The organism is Pedobacter antarcticus (genome assembly GCF_900103515.1).
GTDB lineage: Bacteria > Bacteroidota > Bacteroidia > Sphingobacteriales > Sphingobacteriaceae > Pedobacter > Pedobacter antarcticus.
The window spans coordinates 83,562-102,985 of record NZ_FNGZ01000003.1 but is presented as its reverse complement, the minus strand read 5'-3'; the positions used below and the strand labels follow the sequence as shown (position 1 = coordinate 102,985).

General features: G+C 42.9%; 16 protein-coding genes and 1 pseudogene. 13 read left to right on the top strand and 4 right to left on the bottom strand.

The window, feature by feature from the left end:
- Positions 1-10: 10 nt before the first annotated feature.
- On the bottom strand, positions 11-1,795 hold the full coding sequence (locus BLR53_RS07590; protein WP_037442353.1) for a hypothetical protein: 1,785 nt from the start codon (positions 1,793-1,795) through the stop codon (positions 11-13).
- Positions 1,796-1,875: 80 nt separating this feature from the next.
- Complete coding sequence (locus BLR53_RS07585) at positions 1,876-3,696, bottom strand: AsmA family protein (protein ID WP_074588747.1); 1,821 nt, start codon at positions 3,694-3,696, stop codon at positions 1,876-1,878.
- A 135-nt stretch (positions 3,697-3,831) separates the two neighbouring features.
- Between BLR53_RS07585 and miaB the strand changes: the two genes are divergently transcribed.
- From miaB to BLR53_RS07540, 9 genes and pseudogenes are all read left to right on the top strand, one after another.
- Positions 3,832-5,265 (top strand): tRNA (N6-isopentenyl adenosine(37)-C2)-methylthiotransferase MiaB, encoded by a 1,434-nt coding sequence (gene miaB / locus BLR53_RS07580; RefSeq protein ID WP_037442349.1) that lies wholly within the window; start codon positions 3,832-3,834, stop codon positions 5,263-5,265.
- Between the two features lie 33 nt (positions 5,266-5,298).
- Positions 5,299-6,531, top strand: a complete 1,233-nt coding sequence (locus BLR53_RS07575) for a sigma-54 interaction domain-containing protein (protein WP_037442347.1) — start codon at positions 5,299-5,301, stop codon at positions 6,529-6,531.
- Positions 6,532-6,534: 3 nt separating this feature from the next.
- Complete coding sequence (locus BLR53_RS07570) at positions 6,535-7,044, top strand: LptE family protein (RefSeq protein ID WP_074588745.1); 510 nt, start codon at positions 6,535-6,537, stop codon at positions 7,042-7,044.
- A 36-nt stretch (positions 7,045-7,080) separates the two neighbouring features.
- Positions 7,081-8,172, top strand: coding sequence for a hypothetical protein (locus BLR53_RS07565; RefSeq protein ID WP_074588742.1), 1,092 nt, complete (start codon positions 7,081-7,083; stop codon positions 8,170-8,172).
- A 14-nt stretch (positions 8,173-8,186) separates the two neighbouring features.
- Positions 8,187-8,540, top strand: coding sequence for a preprotein translocase subunit SecG (secG, locus tag BLR53_RS07560; RefSeq protein ID WP_037442340.1), 354 nt, complete (start codon positions 8,187-8,189; stop codon positions 8,538-8,540).
- Positions 8,541-8,768: 228 nt separating this feature from the next.
- Positions 8,769-9,059, top strand: a complete 291-nt coding sequence (locus tag BLR53_RS07555) for a co-chaperone GroES (RefSeq protein ID WP_037442338.1) — start codon at positions 8,769-8,771, stop codon at positions 9,057-9,059.
- A 68-nt stretch (positions 9,060-9,127) separates the two neighbouring features.
- Positions 9,128-10,768: a chaperonin GroEL gene (groL, locus tag BLR53_RS07550; RefSeq protein ID WP_037442336.1), complete on the top strand. Its 1,641-nt coding sequence runs from the start codon at positions 9,128-9,130 to the stop codon at positions 10,766-10,768.
- A gap of 102 nt (positions 10,769-10,870) precedes the next feature.
- Complete coding sequence (locus tag BLR53_RS07545; protein WP_074588740.1) at positions 10,871-11,527, top strand: MgtC/SapB family protein; 657 nt, start codon at positions 10,871-10,873, stop codon at positions 11,525-11,527.
- 34 nt (positions 11,528-11,561) lie between these two features.
- Positions 11,562-12,978: pseudogene (locus BLR53_RS07540) on the top strand (L-serine ammonia-lyase).
- Here the strand turns inward: BLR53_RS07540 and lipB are convergent.
- Together lipB and BLR53_RS07530 are read right to left on the bottom strand one after the other, a co-directional pair.
- Positions 12,959-13,666: a lipoyl(octanoyl) transferase LipB gene (lipB, locus tag BLR53_RS07535; protein WP_074588737.1), complete on the bottom strand. Its 708-nt coding sequence runs from the start codon at positions 13,664-13,666 to the stop codon at positions 12,959-12,961. The pseudogene BLR53_RS07540 and the gene lipB sit on opposite strands and share 20 nt — an antisense overlap.
- Positions 13,667-13,676: 10 nt before the next feature.
- Positions 13,677-14,312, bottom strand: coding sequence for a 4'-phosphopantetheinyl transferase family protein (locus BLR53_RS07530; RefSeq protein WP_037442330.1), 636 nt, complete (start codon positions 14,310-14,312; stop codon positions 13,677-13,679).
- Between the two features lie 66 nt (positions 14,313-14,378).
- Between BLR53_RS07530 and dcd the strand changes: the two genes are divergently transcribed.
- The 4 genes from dcd (at position 14,379) to BLR53_RS07510 (ending at position 19,406) form a co-directional block, all read left to right on the top strand.
- Positions 14,379-14,915 (top strand): dCTP deaminase, encoded by a 537-nt coding sequence (dcd, locus tag BLR53_RS07525; protein WP_074588735.1) that lies wholly within the window; start codon positions 14,379-14,381, stop codon positions 14,913-14,915.
- 143 nt (positions 14,916-15,058) lie between these two features.
- Positions 15,059-17,752, top strand: coding sequence for a carboxypeptidase-like regulatory domain-containing protein (locus BLR53_RS07520; protein ID WP_074588733.1), 2,694 nt, complete (start codon positions 15,059-15,061; stop codon positions 17,750-17,752).
- Positions 17,753-17,767: 15 nt separating this feature from the next.
- Positions 17,768-18,526, top strand: a complete 759-nt coding sequence (locus BLR53_RS07515) for an enoyl-CoA hydratase/isomerase family protein (protein WP_074588731.1) — start codon at positions 17,768-17,770, stop codon at positions 18,524-18,526.
- 4 nt (positions 18,527-18,530) lie between these two features.
- Positions 18,531-19,406 carry an SDR family oxidoreductase gene (locus BLR53_RS07510; protein WP_074588729.1) on the top strand — a complete coding sequence of 292 codons (876 nt, stop codon included), beginning with the start codon at positions 18,531-18,533 and terminating at the stop codon, positions 19,404-19,406.
- Positions 19,407-19,424 lie beyond the last annotated feature (18 nt).

Genomic DNA, 19,424 nt, shown 5'->3' with positions numbered 1-19,424 from the left:
TTGGCCAGTACTATCCCCGCTTTCTTCTTTCCCGGGCCTGGCGCCTGAGCTCGCGGTCGGTCTTTAATTTTTCGAATTGCTGGATTTTCTTGTTGATCTCAGCCTGCTTCTGCGGGCTGAGGCCAACTGTGTATTTGATCCCCTGAAAAAGACTCTGCCAGATAAAACTAAAAAAAGAGTGCGTAGGATTACGTTTATAATCGACTTTTGCAGTAATGAAATTACCCTTGCTATCTGGATTGTCTGCATTTATGACCATGGCATTGGCCAGCATGGAGATAAGCCCCTGCTTAACCAGCCAGTCTTTACCTTCTACCTTTTTCAGCAGCGTAACCGAAAGATCATTATATGCGAAATTAAGCTTTCCTTTCGCCTGGTTCTCGTCGGCAGCAATATCAAAGCTTAGTTTTCTGACCACCCCGCTTTTAACTTGAAGCATCCCCAGAGGTTTGGTAATTCTGTTTAGCAGTGGTCCATCCAGATGCCCCAGCTCTCCTTTGTAGGAGAAAGCACCCTTTTCAGATAGCAAATCGAACCGAAAATCTACAATCAGCCTGCCCTGCCCCATCATATCGCTTCGAAGATTGGCCTGCATAACCGGATTTTTAGCTTTGGCTTTAGCTTCATTGGTTACATTTAACAGCGTACCGGAAGTATTCTCGAAAGTGATCTTCCCCTTCATCTTACTTTCTCTATCGTACTCGGCATAACTGAGATCCAGATTTGCCAATGTCAGCTTATGGATGGTAACCAGTCCTTTAACACTTTGCAGTAGCTGATGCGGAAATTTACCCATTCTTACCGTTCCTCTGGAAGGAAGTTCATTGTTATTAAAAACAGACACATAACCATTGCTAATGTTCATTTCATTGGCAAGCAGCTCCTGTTTCCTGACATATAAAGGCAGGTCTATTCCTTTCAGATCAATATCATTCAGCAGAATACTAAACCTGTCTTTGGCGAAACCGGATACCCTCGCGAACTCCATTTCTCCGTAGCGCGGTATAACGCCAAACTTACGTACGTTCAGCTTGCCGGTGGAAGAACGGAAAGACAATTCATTTAGTTCGATATGATAAAGGCTGTCCGGTGTTGCATACTTATAATCACTGAGATTAATCCATACATCTTTTAACAAATAGAAACGCCCGGGATCTGTCGCTGACCCTGCATCTATAAGCCAGTCTTTTAAGCTGATATTCAACTTATTTAAAGAATCTGTAACCGGCACATCACCGTTCTTGTTCACATAGCTAAAACTGATATCCTTAAGATCAATGCTCTGAACGCTGATCTCTTTTAAAAACTGTGATATATAGGCGTATGGAGATTTATAGGGCCGGGGCAGTCTGTCTTCATTAAATTCCAGCTGTTTATTGGTCATCACGACTTTGGGATGTTCAAACAGAAGCTGATCTACCCGTAAACGCTGTCCTTTCCAAAGTTGATAAGGATGGAAGTTTCTGATTGTTAATTTCTTTACTGTAACAGCATAGGTATTATTCGGCGCACGCTGCAGACGCACGAGCTTGTTATAGATAACTGTATCCGGGATAATTTCCACATCACTTACTGAGGCATTGCCGAAAAGAAAATTAGTATTAACCCTTGAAAATTTAACACTGTACAGGCTGTCAGTTGAATTGAGGACGAGATCTTTCAATTCACGCGTTATAGCCGGCCGCATCCTTGCTGCCAGTAACCACGAAGCCGCATCTGCCAGAGCAAACAGCAGGAACAGGGTAATAACTATCCATTTGATCAGACTGATTGTCTTTCGTGATTTTTCATTCATGCAGCAGCTCTATTGTTTACAATATACATAATTCACTTCACACAATATTTATTTTTCGAAGCTGTCGGAAAGGCTTCCCATTAATTTTTATTTTGCTGCCGCTCTTGTTCTTTTTTCTTTTTTTCTTCTTTCTTTTCCTCTTGTTTTTCCGCCCTCTTTTCTTTTCGATCTTTGAGCTTTTTCTGCATGTCTTTATTCCCCTGTTCCGGACTTTTCATTGGAACAATACCTAGTCCGACGGTTTCTCTAAGACCGACAAATACACTTTTCCATAAGAGATTAAAGAAAGAAGCGGAAGGTGTCCTTTCGAAATCAATTTTCACCTCGCGGAGTTCTTTACCTGGCAGAGGATTGGAATCCTTGATCAGGATGTTATTGGCAAGGAATGACAAGAATCCTTTCTTTTTAGGTGCCCCTCCATCTTCGTCCACTTTGAGCAGCCGTATTTTCAAATCAGTATAACGCATCTGCATTTTACCTTTGGCACCATAACGATTGCCTTCTGCCTCAAAGTCGATTTTACTGATTTTGCCGCTTTCCATTTCTACTAAACCCAGTGCGCGGGACAGTGGATTGAGTTTAACCATATCCATTGGGCCTATATGACCTTTATAGTGAAATCCAGCGACAGGGGAACGAAGTTTGAAATCTATCCGGATATTTAGATGCGCTGCCTTAACCAAATCTGCTTCAAGCAGGGCAACGGCCACCGCACTCTTATCCAGAGAAACTGAATCGTTGGTTACATTTAAGACATTTCCTTTCAAATGGTCAATGTGTATAGTCCCTTTTTGTTCTGCCATTGGGTTATACTCGGTATAAGCTACATTGAGCTGGCGGAGTTTCAGTGTATCAATTGTTGTCGCTACCGGTAATCGCTGCAATGCCATATGAGGGAAATTCTTCGTCTTATCCTGCGTAGCGTCACCCGGCAATTCACGGTTCATAAAAATCTTTGCAATACCAGAATTGAGCAGCAGACTTTGCGCATGCAGCACACCTTCACTATTTAGTCGCAGATAATCTATACCCGAAAATAGGATGTGCTTAAAATGTAGATCATAACGGTCTTTCTGTGTTCCAAGTTTTCGGCTGAACTCCAGTTCAGGATATTTAGGGATCATCCTGAAGTTTTTTACCTCCAGTTCTTTTTTTCGCAACGATCCGGTAATACTGTCAACCTTAGTGGTATACATCCCATCCTTAGATGGCGATTGATAACCGGCTATTTCGAACCTGACATCTTTCGTATAATAAAAACGGGTGGTATCATCGTCAGAATGTTCATCAAGCAGAAAATCCCGGACGGTGAGATTCAGCTTATGTACCGAATTAAGTTTCTTACCTGTGGCCCCGCTGATATAATCGAAATCTGCATCGGCAATGCGCATTGCCTTAATCCGGACAGCATGTAATGTGCCTGAAAGAACTTCATGCAGGCTCTTTGGCTTTGTCTCAGTCTGAGGCCGGTGCTGTCCGGCATAATATGTCATGTTAATAGAAGGCTTATTCAGGATAATATCATTCAGATCTATTTCCTTTTTACGCCAGATGCGAAGCAGGGAAAGCCTGCGAAGCTGCAGTTTCGCCAACCGGATCTCAAACAGGTGTGTAGGTGCAACTTTTTTATCCAGTAATGCATTGAGCATTACCGTATCCGGCCGCAACCAGATGCTGTCCGCACTGATGCTACCTGTAAGAATGTTCAGGTGAAGATCTTTCACACTGACCTGATATAGCCCCTGCGACCCCTTATTGACAGCTTCTGTGATCTTTTTCTCCAGTTCAGGTTTCCAGTTTTTACTGAAATATACCGAGACTCCAGTTAACAGCACTAATACGGTTAAGACTGTCAGGCCTGTCCATTTTAATATTTTCCTTAATTGCGGATTTTCGATCATAAACCGGGTATTTGTATACAGAGACAAATGTGTACAGGACAATGTTTGACATTCATCAGATCTTTTTAAATGCTGCCAATTTGTCATTTACGAATTATATTTAGTATTTTTGCGCTTAGTAACATTTAATCCGATATGATCGATTTACAGCTAACAGATAAGACACACGATGAAGAGCGTCAGGGTGAAGCCCTGATTATTGATGCACCTAAAGCCCTTAATGCCAGAAAGCTATATATTGAAAGTTATGGTTGTCAGATGAATTTTGCCGATTCTGAAATTGTAGCTTCTATTCTGCTCGACCAGGGTTTTGAGACAACAGGAAATTATCAGGAAGCGGACGCCATCTTCATTAATACCTGCTCGATCCGGGAAAACGCAGAACAGCGTGTTAGAAATCGCTTATCACAGTTCGGAATTGAAAAACGTAAAAACCCGAAACTGATCGTTGGTGTACTGGGCTGCATGGCCGAAAGATTAAAATCTAAATTTCTGGAAGAGGAAAAACTTGTCGATGTTGTAGTCGGACCTGATGCTTACCGTGATCTGCCAGCACTGCTTGAGCAGGTTGGAGAAGGCCAGAAAGCAATTAATGTGCTCTTATCACGCGAGGAGACCTATGCTGATATCAGCCCGGTTCGTCTGAACGGAAATGGGATTACTGCTTTTATCTCTATTATGAGAGGTTGCGATAACATGTGTTCTTTCTGTGTGGTTCCTTTTACCAGGGGACGTGAACGCAGCCGTGATCCGCATTCAATTCTGGCGGAAGCACAGGACCTGCATGAACGTGGTTACAAAGAAGTTACACTGCTGGGGCAAAACGTGGATTCTTATAAATGGAAAGGATCTGATCAGGCAGATGACCAGGCTGAAACCATGGTTAATTTCGCACAATTACTCGAAAAGGTTGCATTGATCAGCCCGGAACTCCGTGTACGTTTCTCCACTTCACACCCGAAAGACATTACCGACGAGGTACTATATACAATTAAAAAACACGATAATATCTGTAACAATATCCATCTGCCGGTTCAGTCGGGCAGTACCAGAGTATTGGAACTGATGAACAGGACCTACACAAGAGAATGGTATATTAACCGCGTGGATGCAATCCGAAGTATCATTCCTGAATGTGCCATCTCTACGGACATCATTGCGGGTTTCTGCTCGGAGACAGAAGAGGAATTCCAGGAAACCTTGAGCATGATGGATTATGTGGATTATGATTTTGCATTCTGTTTCAGCTATTCGGAAAGACCAGGAACAATGGCCGCCCGTAAACTGGAGGATGATGTTCCTGAGGAAGTCAAAAAACGCAGGCTGAAAGAAATTCTGCTGAAACAACAGGAGTCATCCCGGAAACGTTTGCAGGAATCTGTTGGCAAAACAGTTAGAATTCTCGTAGAAGGCTATTCAAAAAAATCGGACCTTGACCTTTGCGGCAGAAATGACCAGAATGCAATGATCGTATTTCCGGCTGTCGAAAATGTTAAGCCCGGTCAATATGTAAATGTCGTGATTGAGCGTTGTACATCAGCGACCCTTCTGGGCAGAATTGCAGATTAACAAACTGATTTTTTTACAAAACATACTTTTATTTTGGACGTACAGGATATCAAAAACCGATTTGGAATTATTGGCGGCTCACCCTTGCTCAACCGTGCAATAGATATTGCCAGGCAGGTAGCCCCGACAGATATGTCCGTGCTGATCACGGGCGAAAGTGGTAGTGGTAAAGAAGTTTTTTCCCATATCATTCACCAGATCAGTGCCCGTAAACATGGTTCTTTTATCGCAGTGAATTGCGGAGCTATTCCGGAGGGTACAATTGATTCGGAATTATTCGGCCATGAGAAAGGCTCTTTTACCGGCGCACACGAAGCGCGCAAAGGATACTTTGAAGTAGCAAATGGCGGTACAATCTTTCTGGATGAGGTGGCAGAGCTACCTCTTGGTACGCAGGCACGCCTGCTGAGAATTCTGGAAAGCGGTGAATACCTGCGGGTAGGTTCTTCCAAAGTGCAGAAGACAGATGTCCGGATCATTGCTGCAACCAACGTTGATGTATATAACCGGGTTAAATCTGGAAAATTCAGAGAAGATCTTTATTATAGATTAAATACCGTTCCATTGCGCATTCCGGCTTTACAGGAGCGTAAAGAAGATATTTACTTATTATTCCGTAAGTTCTCTGCCGATTTCAGTGATAAATACCGCAGCCCCGGCATTCAGCTGGACAATGAAGCTATCCAGTTACTGACAAATTACAGCTGGCCTGGAAATGTCAGACAACTGAAGAATATTGCAGAACAGGTTTGTGTGTTAGAGAAAGACAGAAATGTCACCGCACAGGCACTAATGAACTATATTCCAAATGAAGGTGGCAGCAATCTTCCTATGGCTATTAACAACAATAATAAAGAGGATTTTTCTGAACGTGATATTTTATACAAAGTTCTCTTTGATATGAAAAAGGATATGATGGACCTGAAAAAACTGGTTGCAGAAATTATTCAGAGCGGTGGTAACACCTCGCATATCATGGCTGAGAACCCGCATTATATTAATCAGCTTTACCAGGATGTAGATCCGGAAATGAGCCACGAGAATACGCTGACTATTAAAAAACCTTCTCAAAATGCCCCGGTAGATTATAATTACACGCATGATGCAGAAGAAGTGGAAGAATCACTTTCCCTGATCGATAAAGAATCTGACCTGATTAAAAAGGCTTTAAAAAAGCATAAAGGCAAGCGGAAATTTGCTGCACAGGAACTGGGAATTTCAGAACGGACGCTCTACAGAAAAATTAAAGAACTGAATTTAAATTAAGCAATGAAAAAAATATTTTTACTGTTGCTGATCCCTTTCGCGTCAGTGCTGCATTCCTGCTCCATCAAATTAAACGGAGCTTCTATTCCACCGGCTATGAAAACAGTAGCTGTTTTATATTTCGAGAATAATGCGCCACTGGTTATTCCTACCCTGAGCCAGGACTTTACTGAAGCCCTGAAAACAAGGATTCGTAACCAGACTAGTCTGGCGATCCGGAATAATGATGCCGATGCTATATTCGAAGGCAGGATTACAGGTTACGATATCCGCCCGACCTCCCTGCAAAATAATAATTCACCAAGTGCAGGAACGAATAAACTGACCATTAGAATCAGCGTTAAATATACCAGTAACTTAGACCCTAAACAGAGTTTTGAAGAGTCCTTCGAAAGGTTCAGAGAATTTCCTGCAACCGGACAGACACTGGAATCACAGCAACAGCAGTTTATCAGGGAAATTAATGCTCAGCTTACTGAAGACATCTTTAACCGTGCTTTTGCGCAGTGGTAAAGAGGAAAATTAAATTTCATTGTTTAACTTAGTCACGTGGAGCTGGATAATCATCTTAAAAATCAACTGTCAGAATTATTGGCGGACCCTGCAAAAGCAGGCCCTGCTGATCGATTCATGCTGCAAGAATTAATTCAGGAATATCCTTATTTTCAGCCACTGCACCTACTGCTGGCCAGGGCCCTGATGCAGGAACCTGAAAAAGAACAGGTATTTGCTACTGCCGCTTTTTACACTGGAGGGACTTCGCTCCATAATTTTATTAAACAGAAGGAATTTTATTCCAGGAACTTATCGGTTATAGCACTATCTGCAGATCAGCATCCGGCAACCAGTCAACCGCATGAAATCCTGCACGTTCTGAGTGCGGCTGCAACTGAACAACCTGCGGAAACTGAAAATACAGAATATCGTCCTTTCCGTAACGGAACACAGCCTGCTGCGGAAGCGCCGCGCAGACCGTCGCCGGAACATGATTTTGCTGTGGAAAGTATTGCTTCCTCTGATTTTTTTGCTTTTGAGCAAAACTTTGGGACGGAGGCTCCGGCAGAAATTCAGGAACAGGAGCTTCAGGTTACTGCGCCAGTACAGACCGAAGAAAAAGTGGAGCCGGCTGAACCAGAAGAAAAAAGCAGTGTCAGTAATTATCATGATGAGAAACTACCCTATACGTTTTTATGGTGGCTGGCTAAAACCCGCAAAGAACATCAGAGTATCTTTCAGCCCTATGCAGTTCAGAAAACCAGAACTAATGACTCTCCTGAATTACAACAGCAATATGTAGAGCATATTTTTCACCTGCAAAGTCCGCTTACCGGGCAGGCGGAATTACCGGAGGCTGAAGATAAACCAAAACATACCGGAAAAGAGTTCGAACTGATCGAGAGTTTTATTAAAAATGACCCGCAGATCAACCCGCCAAAAGCTGAGCAGATCGACACGGAAAATAAGGCTAAAAAGAGTGCCGAAGACCAGAATGACCTGGTGTCAGAGACCCTGGCTAACATTTACATAGAGCAAATGCTTTACGACAAGGCGATAGATACTTATGAAAAATTAAGTTTGAAGTTTCCAGAAAAAAGCCGTTACTTTGCCGACCTTATCCAAGGTATTCAAAAGAAAATTTAACCATTTAACATACTATGCTTTTTTTAATTATTTTATTAATCATTATTTGTGTTGCTCTAGGGCTGTTTGTTTTGATACAAAACCCAAAAGGTGGTGGTCTTGCAACAGGCGGATCCGGCAGTAACATGTTTGGTGTACAACGCACCGGAGACGTTTTAGAAAAAGGCACCTGGGTATTGTTAACACTGATTGTTGTGATCTCTCTGGCTATTACCACTATTGGTAAAACCGGTGGCGCCAGTACAGGCAGCGGAAGTTCTAAAATTCAGGAACACCTGGATAAAACACCTACGCCTTCTCCGATTGGTGGAAATGTTGCTCCGCAGACAACTGCGCCGGCACCAGCACCAGCAGATACTGCTAAATAATATTTAAAGCTATCAAGGCATAATCAGGCCCGTCAGAATTTAAACGCTGACGGGCCTTTTTTTTATTCTGCCAGTCTGACACAAAAAATCAGACGCATAATCCATTAGCTGACAAGCCTGCGTAAATTTGTCAAGCTAAACCCGCTTGGCATAAAAACTGATACAGACTTAGTAAGTAGTTATCTACAAATTTTAATGTTACCCTAAAAAATAAATTTATATTAAATTATGGCTTTAAACCTTAAAACCATCGCAGGAACAGCAAATCGTGTAATTGTTGAGCCTGCTCCGGCAGAGACTAAAACTGCATCTGGACTTTACATTCCGGAAACTGCACAGGAAAAACCATCAAAAGGAACTGTGGTATCTGTTTCTGAAGAAGATTCAGAAGGTAAAAAACCAACTGTGAAAGTTGGAGACGTAGTAATTTACGGCAAATACGGAGGCACTGAGTTTCCTTATGAAGGCAAAGATTACTTAATCATGCGCGAAACTGATATTTACGCAGTCGAGCTTTAATCCTCCAATAATTAAAATTTCGCAGATAATTTTTATTTAAAATTCATTCTGATTAATCAAAAACAAAGATGTCTAAACAAGTAAAATATAATGTAGAAGCCCGTGACGCCCTGAAAAGAGGTGTTGACATTTTGGCTAATGCCGTTAAGGTAACTTTAGGACCTAAAGGTCGTAACGTAATTATTGATAAAAAATTCGGTTCACCTGCAATCACAAAAGATGGTGTAACTGTTGCCAAAGAAATTGAATTAAAAGACCCTATCGAAAACATGGGTGCTCAAATGGTAAAAGAAGTTGCTTCTAAAACTGCAGATATCGCAGGTGATGGTACAACTACTGCTACTGTTTTAGCTCAGGCTATCGTAACAGCAGGTATTAAAAACGTTGCTGCCGGTGCTAATCCAATGGATTTGAAACGCGGTATCGACAAAGCTGTTACAGCAATCGTTGAGAACTTAAGAGCTCAGTCTCAAACAGTTGGCGAAGACAACAATAAAATTAAGCAAGTAGCATCTATCTCTGCTAACAATGACGAAGTAATCGGTGCACTGATTGCTGAAGCAATGGGTAAAGTAGGTAAAGATGGTGTTATCACTGTTGAAGAGGCAAAAGGTACTGAAACTGAAGTTAAAACAGTTGAAGGTATGCAATTTGACCGTGGTTACTTATCTCCGTATTTCGTAACCAATGCTGACAAAATGGAAGCAGAACTGGAAAATCCTTATATCCTGATCTACGACAAAAAAATCAGTAACATGAAAGAATTACTGCCGATCTTAGAGAAGCAGGTTCAGACTGGTAAACCGTTATTAATTATTGCAGAAGACTTAGATGGCGAAGCTTTAGCTACTTTAGTAGTTAACAAAATCCGTGGTTCCCTGAAAGTAGTAGCTGTTAAAGCTCCTGGTTTTGGTGACCGTAGAAAAGCTATGCTGGAAGATATCGCTGTATTAACTGGTGGTACTGTAATTTCTGAAGAAAAAGGTTACAAACTGGAAACAGCTGATCTTGAATACTTAGGTACTGCAGAAAAAATCACTGTTGATAAAGACAATACTACAATCATCAATGGTTTTGGTAACCCTGATTTAATCAGAGCTAGAGTTAGCGAAATTAAAACAGCTACTGAAACTACTACATCTGACTACGACAAAGAAAAATTACAGGAACGTCTGGCTAAATTAGCTGGTGGTGTCGCTGTTCTTTATGTTGGTGCAGCATCTGAAGTAGAGATGAAAGAGAAAAAAGACCGTGTTGATGATGCTTTACATGCAACTCGCGCAGCGGTTGAAGAAGGTATCGTAGCAGGTGGTGGTGTTGCTTTCATCCGTGCAATCGAAGCATTAGACGGAATGAAAGGCGCTAACGAAGATGAAACTACTGGTATCCAGATTATTCGTCGTGCAATTGAAGAGCCATTACGTCAGATCTGCCAGAATGCAGGTATTGAAGGATCTATCGTTGTTCAAAAAGTTAAAGAAGGTACTGCTGACTTCGGTTACAATGCCCGTACTGATGTTTATGAAAACTTAATCAGTGCTGGTGTTATCGATCCTACTAAAGTAGGTCGTGTAGCTTTAGAAAACGCTGCATCTATCGCTGCCATGTTGTTAACTACAGAATGTGTATTAGCAGATGAGCCAGATGATAGTCCTGCTGGTGGTTCTATGCCTCCTATGGGCGGTGGTGGCATGGGCGGAATGATGTAATTCTTCCTCCATAAAGCTTAAAAAAGACCCACTATATTTTAGTGGGTCTTTTTTTATGCAATAACGCCGGGAAGCACTTATCTTTGACCTCTGGAACAAGCTATGGAAAACCTATCAGAAGCCAGTCATTTCATTACTCAGTCGGAAGTTAATAAATTCCTTTTGGCTACATTACTTTGTGGTCTTATAGGCCTGGAGCGGGAGCTCAGAGCTAAACAGGCTGGTCTCAAAACCATGATTATGATTGGTTTGGGAGCAACGTTATTCACTATTCTTTCTGTTAAAATTGAAACCACCAGTCAGGATAGGATTGCATCCAATATTGTCACAGGTATTGGTTTTTTGGGTGCAGGTGTAATTTTCAGGGAAGAGAACAGGATCAAAGGCCTGACAACCGCCTGCGTAATCTGGATCGTCGCTGCCATTGGCATGGCCATAGGATCTGGTTTTTATGAACAGGCTGTAGGCGTAACACTACTGGTTTTGCTGGCCTTACTTACTTTCCCTTACCTGGAGGGATATGTTATCCGCAGATCCACTACCCGGGAATACCGAATTGTCAGGGAATTTGACAAAGGCAAACTGGACTCGTATGAAGACTATTTCAGGCACTTTGATCTTCAAATGGAAAGAGGCGTACAAGTGATGTCAGATGGCAAAATAAGCGGAAGCTGGACAGCTACCGGAAAGCCCGGGAATCATGACAAATTTGTCGATCAGCTGTTGCAGGACGAAGACATCCTGGAATTCCACTTCTAAAATTTTTATCCTTTTTATCTATTAGTTTTGCATCATGCTTAGAGAACAAATCTCTGTATTTGATATATTTAAAATCGGCATAGGCCCTTCGAGTTCACATACTCTTGGGCCATGGCGTGCCGCGCAGCAGTTTACAGCAGCTCTTTCCGCACAGCATTTACTGGAATCGGTTAGCCAGGTGAAGATTCTGCTTTATGGCTCATTAGCCAAAACCGGGCATGGACACGGGACTGATATCGCTGTTATGCTTGGGCTGGCAGGTGCAGATCCTGTTACTTTTGACGTCAATGCTGTCGAACCTACTGTCGCTGCTATGAAAAATGGCGCCGGTCTGTTACTGGGTGGTGAAAGAAAAATAAGTTTTAACTATACAGAAGATCTGCTATTCCTTTATTCGGAGAGCCTCCCTTTCCACCCGAATGCAGTAACTTTTCAGGCTTTCCTGGATAATGGAAAAGCTTTTTCTGAAACCTACTACTCTATTCGTTGTAAAAGAAGGTGATACCGGAGCAGAGAAGGAACAGGTCGATCTACCTTTCCCAATTGAAAAAGCAGGCGATCTGCTGCACTGGTGCCTGACTACCGGCCTGAAAGTTTCTGAAGTGGTAATGGAAAATGAACTGGCATGGCGCACTGAAGCGGAGACCCGCTCCGGAATACTACGCCATTTCGAAGTGATGAAGGACTGCACGTACAGAGGTTGTCATACCGGCGGTTTTTTACCGGGCGGACTCAATGTTGGCCGCAGGGCTGCCGCTTTGAATAAAAGACTCATCGGCAAAAAAGAATATCACGATTATAAAAGCTGGATTGAAGCTATCCGTTCAGGTGGTAATGGATTTAATTATACATTGGACTGGGTTAGTTGTTTCGCGCTTGCCGTAAATGAAGAAAATGCTTCTTTTGGCAGGGTAGTTACTGCACCAACCAATGGAGCGGCAGGGGTAATTCCGGCTGTGCTTCAATATTATATTACTTTCTGCGACGGCTATTCTGACGCACAGATTATTCAATTTATAACCTGCGCCTCCGAAATAGGCAGCATCTTTAAAAAAGGTGCTACAATTTCCGCAGCTATGGGCGGCTGCCAGGCAGAGATAGGTGTTTCTTCAGCTATGGCTGCAGCGGCACTGACAGAATGTATGGGTGGCTCTCAGCGACAGGTGATGATGGCGGCAGAGATAGCCATGGAACATCATTTGGGTTTAACCTGTGATCCGATTGGCGGTCTGGTACAGATTCCTTGTATAGAGAGGAATACCATGGGCGCAATTAAGGCGATAACGGCTTCCCAACTGGCCTTGCAAAGTAATCCTGACAAAGCAAAAGTAAGTCTCGGAGCTGTAGTAAATACGATGTGGGAAACTGCGCTGGATATGAACTCCAAATACAAAGAAACTTCCGATGGCGGATTGGCTACTAATATTCCGATCAGTCTGCCAGAATGTTAATTACCATCTGAAATTGTGATGCAATATGCTTTTTAAGTTTCTCTTTCACCTCCTCCATGGGTAATTTATACCCGAGTTCGCGTTCCATGGAGGTGACATCTTTATCGTCTATTCCACAAGGAACAATACTCTTGAAATAATCAAGGTCGGGATTAACATTTAAAGCAAAACCATGCATGGTTACCCAACGGCTGCACCGCACACCCATGGCACAGATTTTCCGGGCTTTGTCATTATCCGCGTCCAGCCAGACTCCCGTATATCCGGGGTAACGGCCGGCTTTGATTCCGTATTCCTGCAAGGTTAAAATAACGGCTTCTTCGAGTGTTCTCAGATATAAATGTATATCAGTGAAAAAATTATCGAGATCCAGAATGGGGTAGCCAACCAGCTGTCCCGGTCCGTGATAGGTAATATCACCACCCCTATTAATCTTATAAAAGGCAGCCCCTTTATCCTCCAGGCCTTTTTCATCGAGCAGCAGATACTCTGCATGCCCGCTTTTACCCAATGTATAAACATGTGGATGCTCACAAAAGAACAAGTAATTAGGTGTTGGATTACTAGTCCCTTCATTCCTGTTCGCCGTCTTAACTGCAACTGTAGCCTGAAGGGTAGCTTCCTGTTTATCCCAGGCTTCCTGATAATCTATTAATCCCCAGTCTTGAAAACTGACTTGTTTGTTCATCTTGGTTCTGTTAAGCGACAATATAACCGGTCATATAGCCGTCTTGTGTTTTAAAATAACTGACTTTCAAAATTTTAGGTCCTTCAGGCAAGGTAACAATTGCTTGAAGTTCTCCCTGATCAGAAGGTATAAATGGCAATAAACGGATATGCTTTCTGAATTCCAGTCCTTTCTTACCGTACCATTTATAAATAGCTTCTTTTGCACACCAGCTAATATACAGGCTGTTCGTTTCCAGATTTAGCTCTCCAAGTTCGGTAAGCGATAAGAACTTCTGCTTTATACTTTGAATTTTAGGCTTGATCATCTCAATATCCACACCAACACTTCTTGTTCTTCCGATCATCACTGCAGCATAATCATAGGAGTGGCTCAGGGAAATATGAAATGAAGAATCTGATAGAAATGGCTTCCCGTGATCATCCATACGGACATCAATATAAGCAGAGGTATTGAGCAAGGTTCGCAGCAGTAATCTTGTGCTCAACCAGTGGAGAAGTCTTTTCCCTTTGTTCAGGCTGGCTATAAAATCCAGTTCATGTTGCTTTAATTGCAAACCAGAGATCAGCTCTTGTTCCTGTTCTTCGATTTTCCAGACCGCTAGTGTAGTCTGTTCATCAATTTCATGTTTATAGATTACCGGCATTCTATTTTAAAAAATCAATGCAAAAGTATCTTAAATTAATCATAATTTCGCCGAAAGACTTGACAAATGATACTTTCAGATAAGCGTATATTAGAAGAGATTGACAAAGGAACAATCATTATTGAACCCTTTAATTCAGAATGCCTGGGTACAAATTCCTACGATGTACATCTGGGTAAATACCTGGCCACTTATACAGACCGGGTACTGGACGCTAAAGCGCACAATAAAATCCAGCATTTTGAAATTCCTAAAGAAGGTTTTGTCTTGCAGCCAGGTACACTTTATCTCGGGGTTACTGTCGAATATACCGAGACACATGCACATGTGCCTTTTCTGGAAGGTAAATCCAGCACCGGTCGTTTAGGAATTGACATCCACGCAACGGCGGGAAAAGGTGATGTGGGCTTCTGCAATACCTGGACACTTGAAATCTCTTGTGCACAGCCAGTGCGGATTTACGCGGGGATGCCTATCGGACAATTGATCTATTTCGTTGTTGAAGGGCAGATCGAAACGATGTATCATGCCAAAGACAATGCAAAATATAGCAATAAAACAACGAAGCCTGTAGAAAGTATGATGTGGAAGAATACCTTCTAAACATCAGAAGGACATACAGATATTTAACAATCAACAGAGACAAAACAACATTTGATTAGATAAATTTCAGAGAAAAGGCATAATTTAATTTGTAATTAACCCTTAAATACTTTAATTTGAGGGTTAATTCATTTTAGCCCCTGATGAAATTCCGCGCCTCTCTTCTATCTTTTCTCTCGGCAGCAGTCTGCTTTCTCCTTTTTGCATTTTGTAATGCTGACGATCCCCTTGAGCTTTTACTTCGGAGAATTAATGCCTATGCAGAACTGAATCCCCAAGAAAAAGTACACCTCCATCTGGATAAGCCCTATTATGCAATTGGAGACCGAATCTGGTTTAAAGCCTATGTCAGCACAGATCTGGAAGATCGTTCAACGCAATTAAGCCAGTTACTTTATGTTGAGCTGATCAATCCCGAAGATTCTGTTTCCAAACAGCTCATCTTACCTTTAACATCGGGCATAACCTGGGGTTCTGTTCAGCTGACAGATACACTTCAGGAAGGAAATTACCGGATCAGGGCTTATACTAATCATATGCGCAATGCAGGTGAAGAGTTTTTTTACGACCGTACAATTAAAATCGGAAATGCCTGGGCTAACCAGGTGTTCACACATACTTCTTTTTCATATACGGCAGATCAGCGTGGTACCAGAACCGAAGCTAAGATCAGCTATACGGATAAAAAGGGAATCCCATACGCCGCCAGACCGGTAAGCTATGAAGTTTTCTTGCAAAACAAAACCGTGGAGCGCGGTAAAGCTTTTACAAACAGCGATGGAGAGATCATTCTATCCTTCTCCGGCAAATCTGTATACCCACAGTCCGGATATATTCAAACGCGGCTGGATCTGGTAAACAAGCAAAGAATTGATAAACGAATCCCTATCCACAGGCTGTCAGCGCAAACTGCTGTACAATTTTTTCCAGAAAGCGGATACCTTGTGGAGGGTCTGCCCGCTAAAGTAGGTGTCAAATCTTTAGGGACAACAGGTCTCGCCGAACCTTGTACAGGGACTGTAGTGGATCAGGACGGACAGTTGGTTGTAAAGTTTAAAACCGCAGAAACAGGTATGGGCAGTTTCTTTCTCAGCCCACAGCCCGGAATGATCTATCAAGCTAAAATTGAATTCAGAGACGGATCAACCCAGACCTTACAGCTTCCTCCCGTAAAGCAGGACGGGTATGTACTGACTGTGAACCACAGGCCTGACCAGAAGCTACAGGTTAAAGCCATGCTGAGCAAGTCCATGTTGGATAAGGGCGAACTCAGAATTATGGTACAGCATAACCAAAAGGTGTTAAGTACTATTAAGATTCTTTCTGACAAGCAGCTGACCAACGTACTTATACCGGAAAAGGATCTTCCTTCGGGTCTTATACGGCTGACACTCTTTGACAACCAGAACAGACCACTAGCAGAAAGACTTGCTTTTGTCCATAATGCGGCCGAAGAAATTGACATCGACCTGCAGGGGATAGAGACTAGTTATAAAAAACGTGGAAATGTCCTGGCGACATTACAGGCTACTGCTGCTGGACAACCGGTAAACGGTAGTTTTTCCGTCTCAGTAACCAACACCAATATCGTAATTCCCGAAACGGAAAATGAATCAAATATCCTCACCACGCTGTTACTGACCTCAGATCTAAGAGGATATGTTGAGAAACCAAACCAGTATCTGGCAGACCGGCAACCGGCAACTCTTGAAAAACTGGACGATTTACTTCTAACACAGGGATGGAGCAGGTATAGCTGGAAAGATATCCTGGCCGATCAGCAGGCAAAACCCGTATTCGGTGTAGAAAAATCCCTTGCTATCAGTGGAACTGTCCTGACTACAGGAGGTAAACCTGTAGCAGGCGGTAAAATTTCTTTATTCAGTAATAAGGATGGTGTTTTATTGCTTGATACGCTGACTGACGCATCTGGCCGGTTCAATTTTGACAACCTGGCTTTCAATGACACGACAAAATTCGTCGTTCAGGCCAGAACAGCAAAGGACAAAAAACATGTTGAAATTAAAATGGATCTGCGGCCTGCCATGGTAGCGACTCGGAACAAGAATTTCGCTGATATTACATTGAATGTTAATGAAGCAATCAGCAGATATATTTTGCGAAGCGAAGCTTTTTTGAATGACCAGACCAGCAAAGGATTGCTACAGCGAAGTTTTCAGTTAAATGAGGTTCAGGTCCGCACTGAAAGAAAAAAGACTATCAGAACAGATAATCTCAATGGAAGCGGTAATGCAGACCGGACTTTGCTGGCTGCCGAGCTGGGCACGTGTGTCAGATTATCCGACTGTCTGCAAGGGAAGGTTGCAGGTCTGGTTATTCAGACAGGTAAGGCCTATCTGGTTAGAAGCCTGGAGAATCCGATGCAGATTGTAGTAGATGGCATGTATGTAGACCCCGAGTTTCTGGATGATATCAACCCTGTGGATGTGGAGACGGTGGAGATCCTGAAAAGTATAAATTACACGGCTATTTACGGTATGCGTGCTGCAGGTGGTGTCCTGCTGATCACAACCAAACGTGGTGACTCCCGCTCAGCCTTTAAAAGTTATATACCTGGTCTTGTTACGGTATTCGCGCAGGGATATACTTCTTCCCCAGAATTTTATTCGCCGGTATACACCCCGGAGCAAAAACCAGAGGGCCGCGATTTGCGTTCTACGGTCTGGTGGAAACCAAATTTATATACCGGAACCGGAGGGAATACAAAAATAAATTTCTATAATACAGACGAATCCGGAACTTACAGAGTTGTAATAGAGGGAATGGATAATTTGGGAAGGCCCGGGCGTAAAGTCCTGACTTATACTGTAGATTAATTTTAAGACAAAAATATGAACACCATACATGTAACGATCAAAGACCGTTTGGCTATATTAACCCTCAACAGAGGAAAGTCAAATGCTATGAACCGGGAGATGATCACCGAGCTGACGGATATGCTGCTGAATATCGAGAAAGATGATAACATAGGTGGCTTACTAATCACCGGACGTGATAATTTCTTTTCGGCCGGCCTGGACCTGATCGAATTATACGGATATGATCAGGAAGATACCCGATCTTTCTGGGAGCTCTTTCTCCGTTTTGGATCTATTATTACTGCGTTTAAAAAACCGATGGTGGCCGCACTGAATGGGCATGCTCCTGCTGGCGGTTGTGTGATCGCACTGGCCTGTGATGCGCGGGTTATGGCAGAGGGCAAGTTCATTATCGGTCTGAACGAAGTACCTGTCGGCATTATTGTTCCGGACAGCATCTTTCAGCTCTATGCTTTCTGGCTGGGTCATGCCGCTGCATCCAGAAGTCTGCTCGAAGGTAAATTATTTGACCCTGAAGAGGCGTTAAAGATCGGGCTGGTAGATGAATTGGTTAAGCCGGAAAGTATCATGACCGCCGCCGAAAGAAAAGTCAGAAAGTATATGGCTTTTGAACCGCAGACCTGGCAGCAAAGTAAACTGAATATCCGTGCGGGAATTATAGCAGCCACTTCAGCAGATCAAACGCTCGCGCTGGACAGGATGCTGGAACAATGGTGGTCTCCTGCAACACGCAGTATTCTCAAAATGTTAATTGATAACCTTAAAAAGTAAGCATATGTATAATCAGCCAATGTTAAGGGACGATGCCATGAAAGGCAAAACAATTGTAATTACAGGCGGTGGTACAGGGCTGGGGAAAGCAATGGGTACGTACTTCCTGAAGCTGGGTGCAAACTTAGTAATCACCAGTAGAAAAGCTGATGTACTGGAAAAGACTGCAAAAGAAATGGAGCAGGAAACAGGCGGGAAGGTACTTGCTGTTGCCTGTGATGTACGCGAGTACGAACAGGTCGAAAATGTGTTGAAAGAAACCCTGCAGACTTTCGGACAGGTCGACTGCCTGCTGAATAATGCAGCGGGAAACTTCATCTCCCCTACCGAGCGACTTTCTGCGAATGCTTTCTCTACTGTAATTGACATTGTGCTGAAAGGTTCGGTTAACTGTACGCTTGCCTTCGGTAAACATTGGATCGCAGCTAAACAGCCAGCGAGCATTCTTAATATTGTAACTACGTATGCATTTACTGGTTCTGCCTATGTTGTGCCTTCTGCCTGTGCAAAAGGCGGTGTATTGGCAATGACCCGGTCATTGGCTGTAGAATGGGGTAAATATGGTATCCGTACTAATGCGATCGCACCGGGGCCATTTCCAACCAAGGGAGCCTGGGAACGTCTTCTACCGGGAGATCTGGCCGAAAAGTTCGATTTCAAAAATAGGGTTCCGCTAAAAAGAGTCGGTGAGCATCAGGAACTGGCTAATCTGGCTGCATTTCTGCTCAGCGATTTCTCTTCTTATATTAACGGTGAGGTAATCACTATTGACGGAGGCGAATGGTTGCAGGGTGCCGGGCAATTTAACGGCCTGGAAGCAATTCCAGATGAACTTTGGGATTCATTCGCACAAATGACACGTTCGGCAAAAGGAAGCTGATCCAGTAGATAATAATAA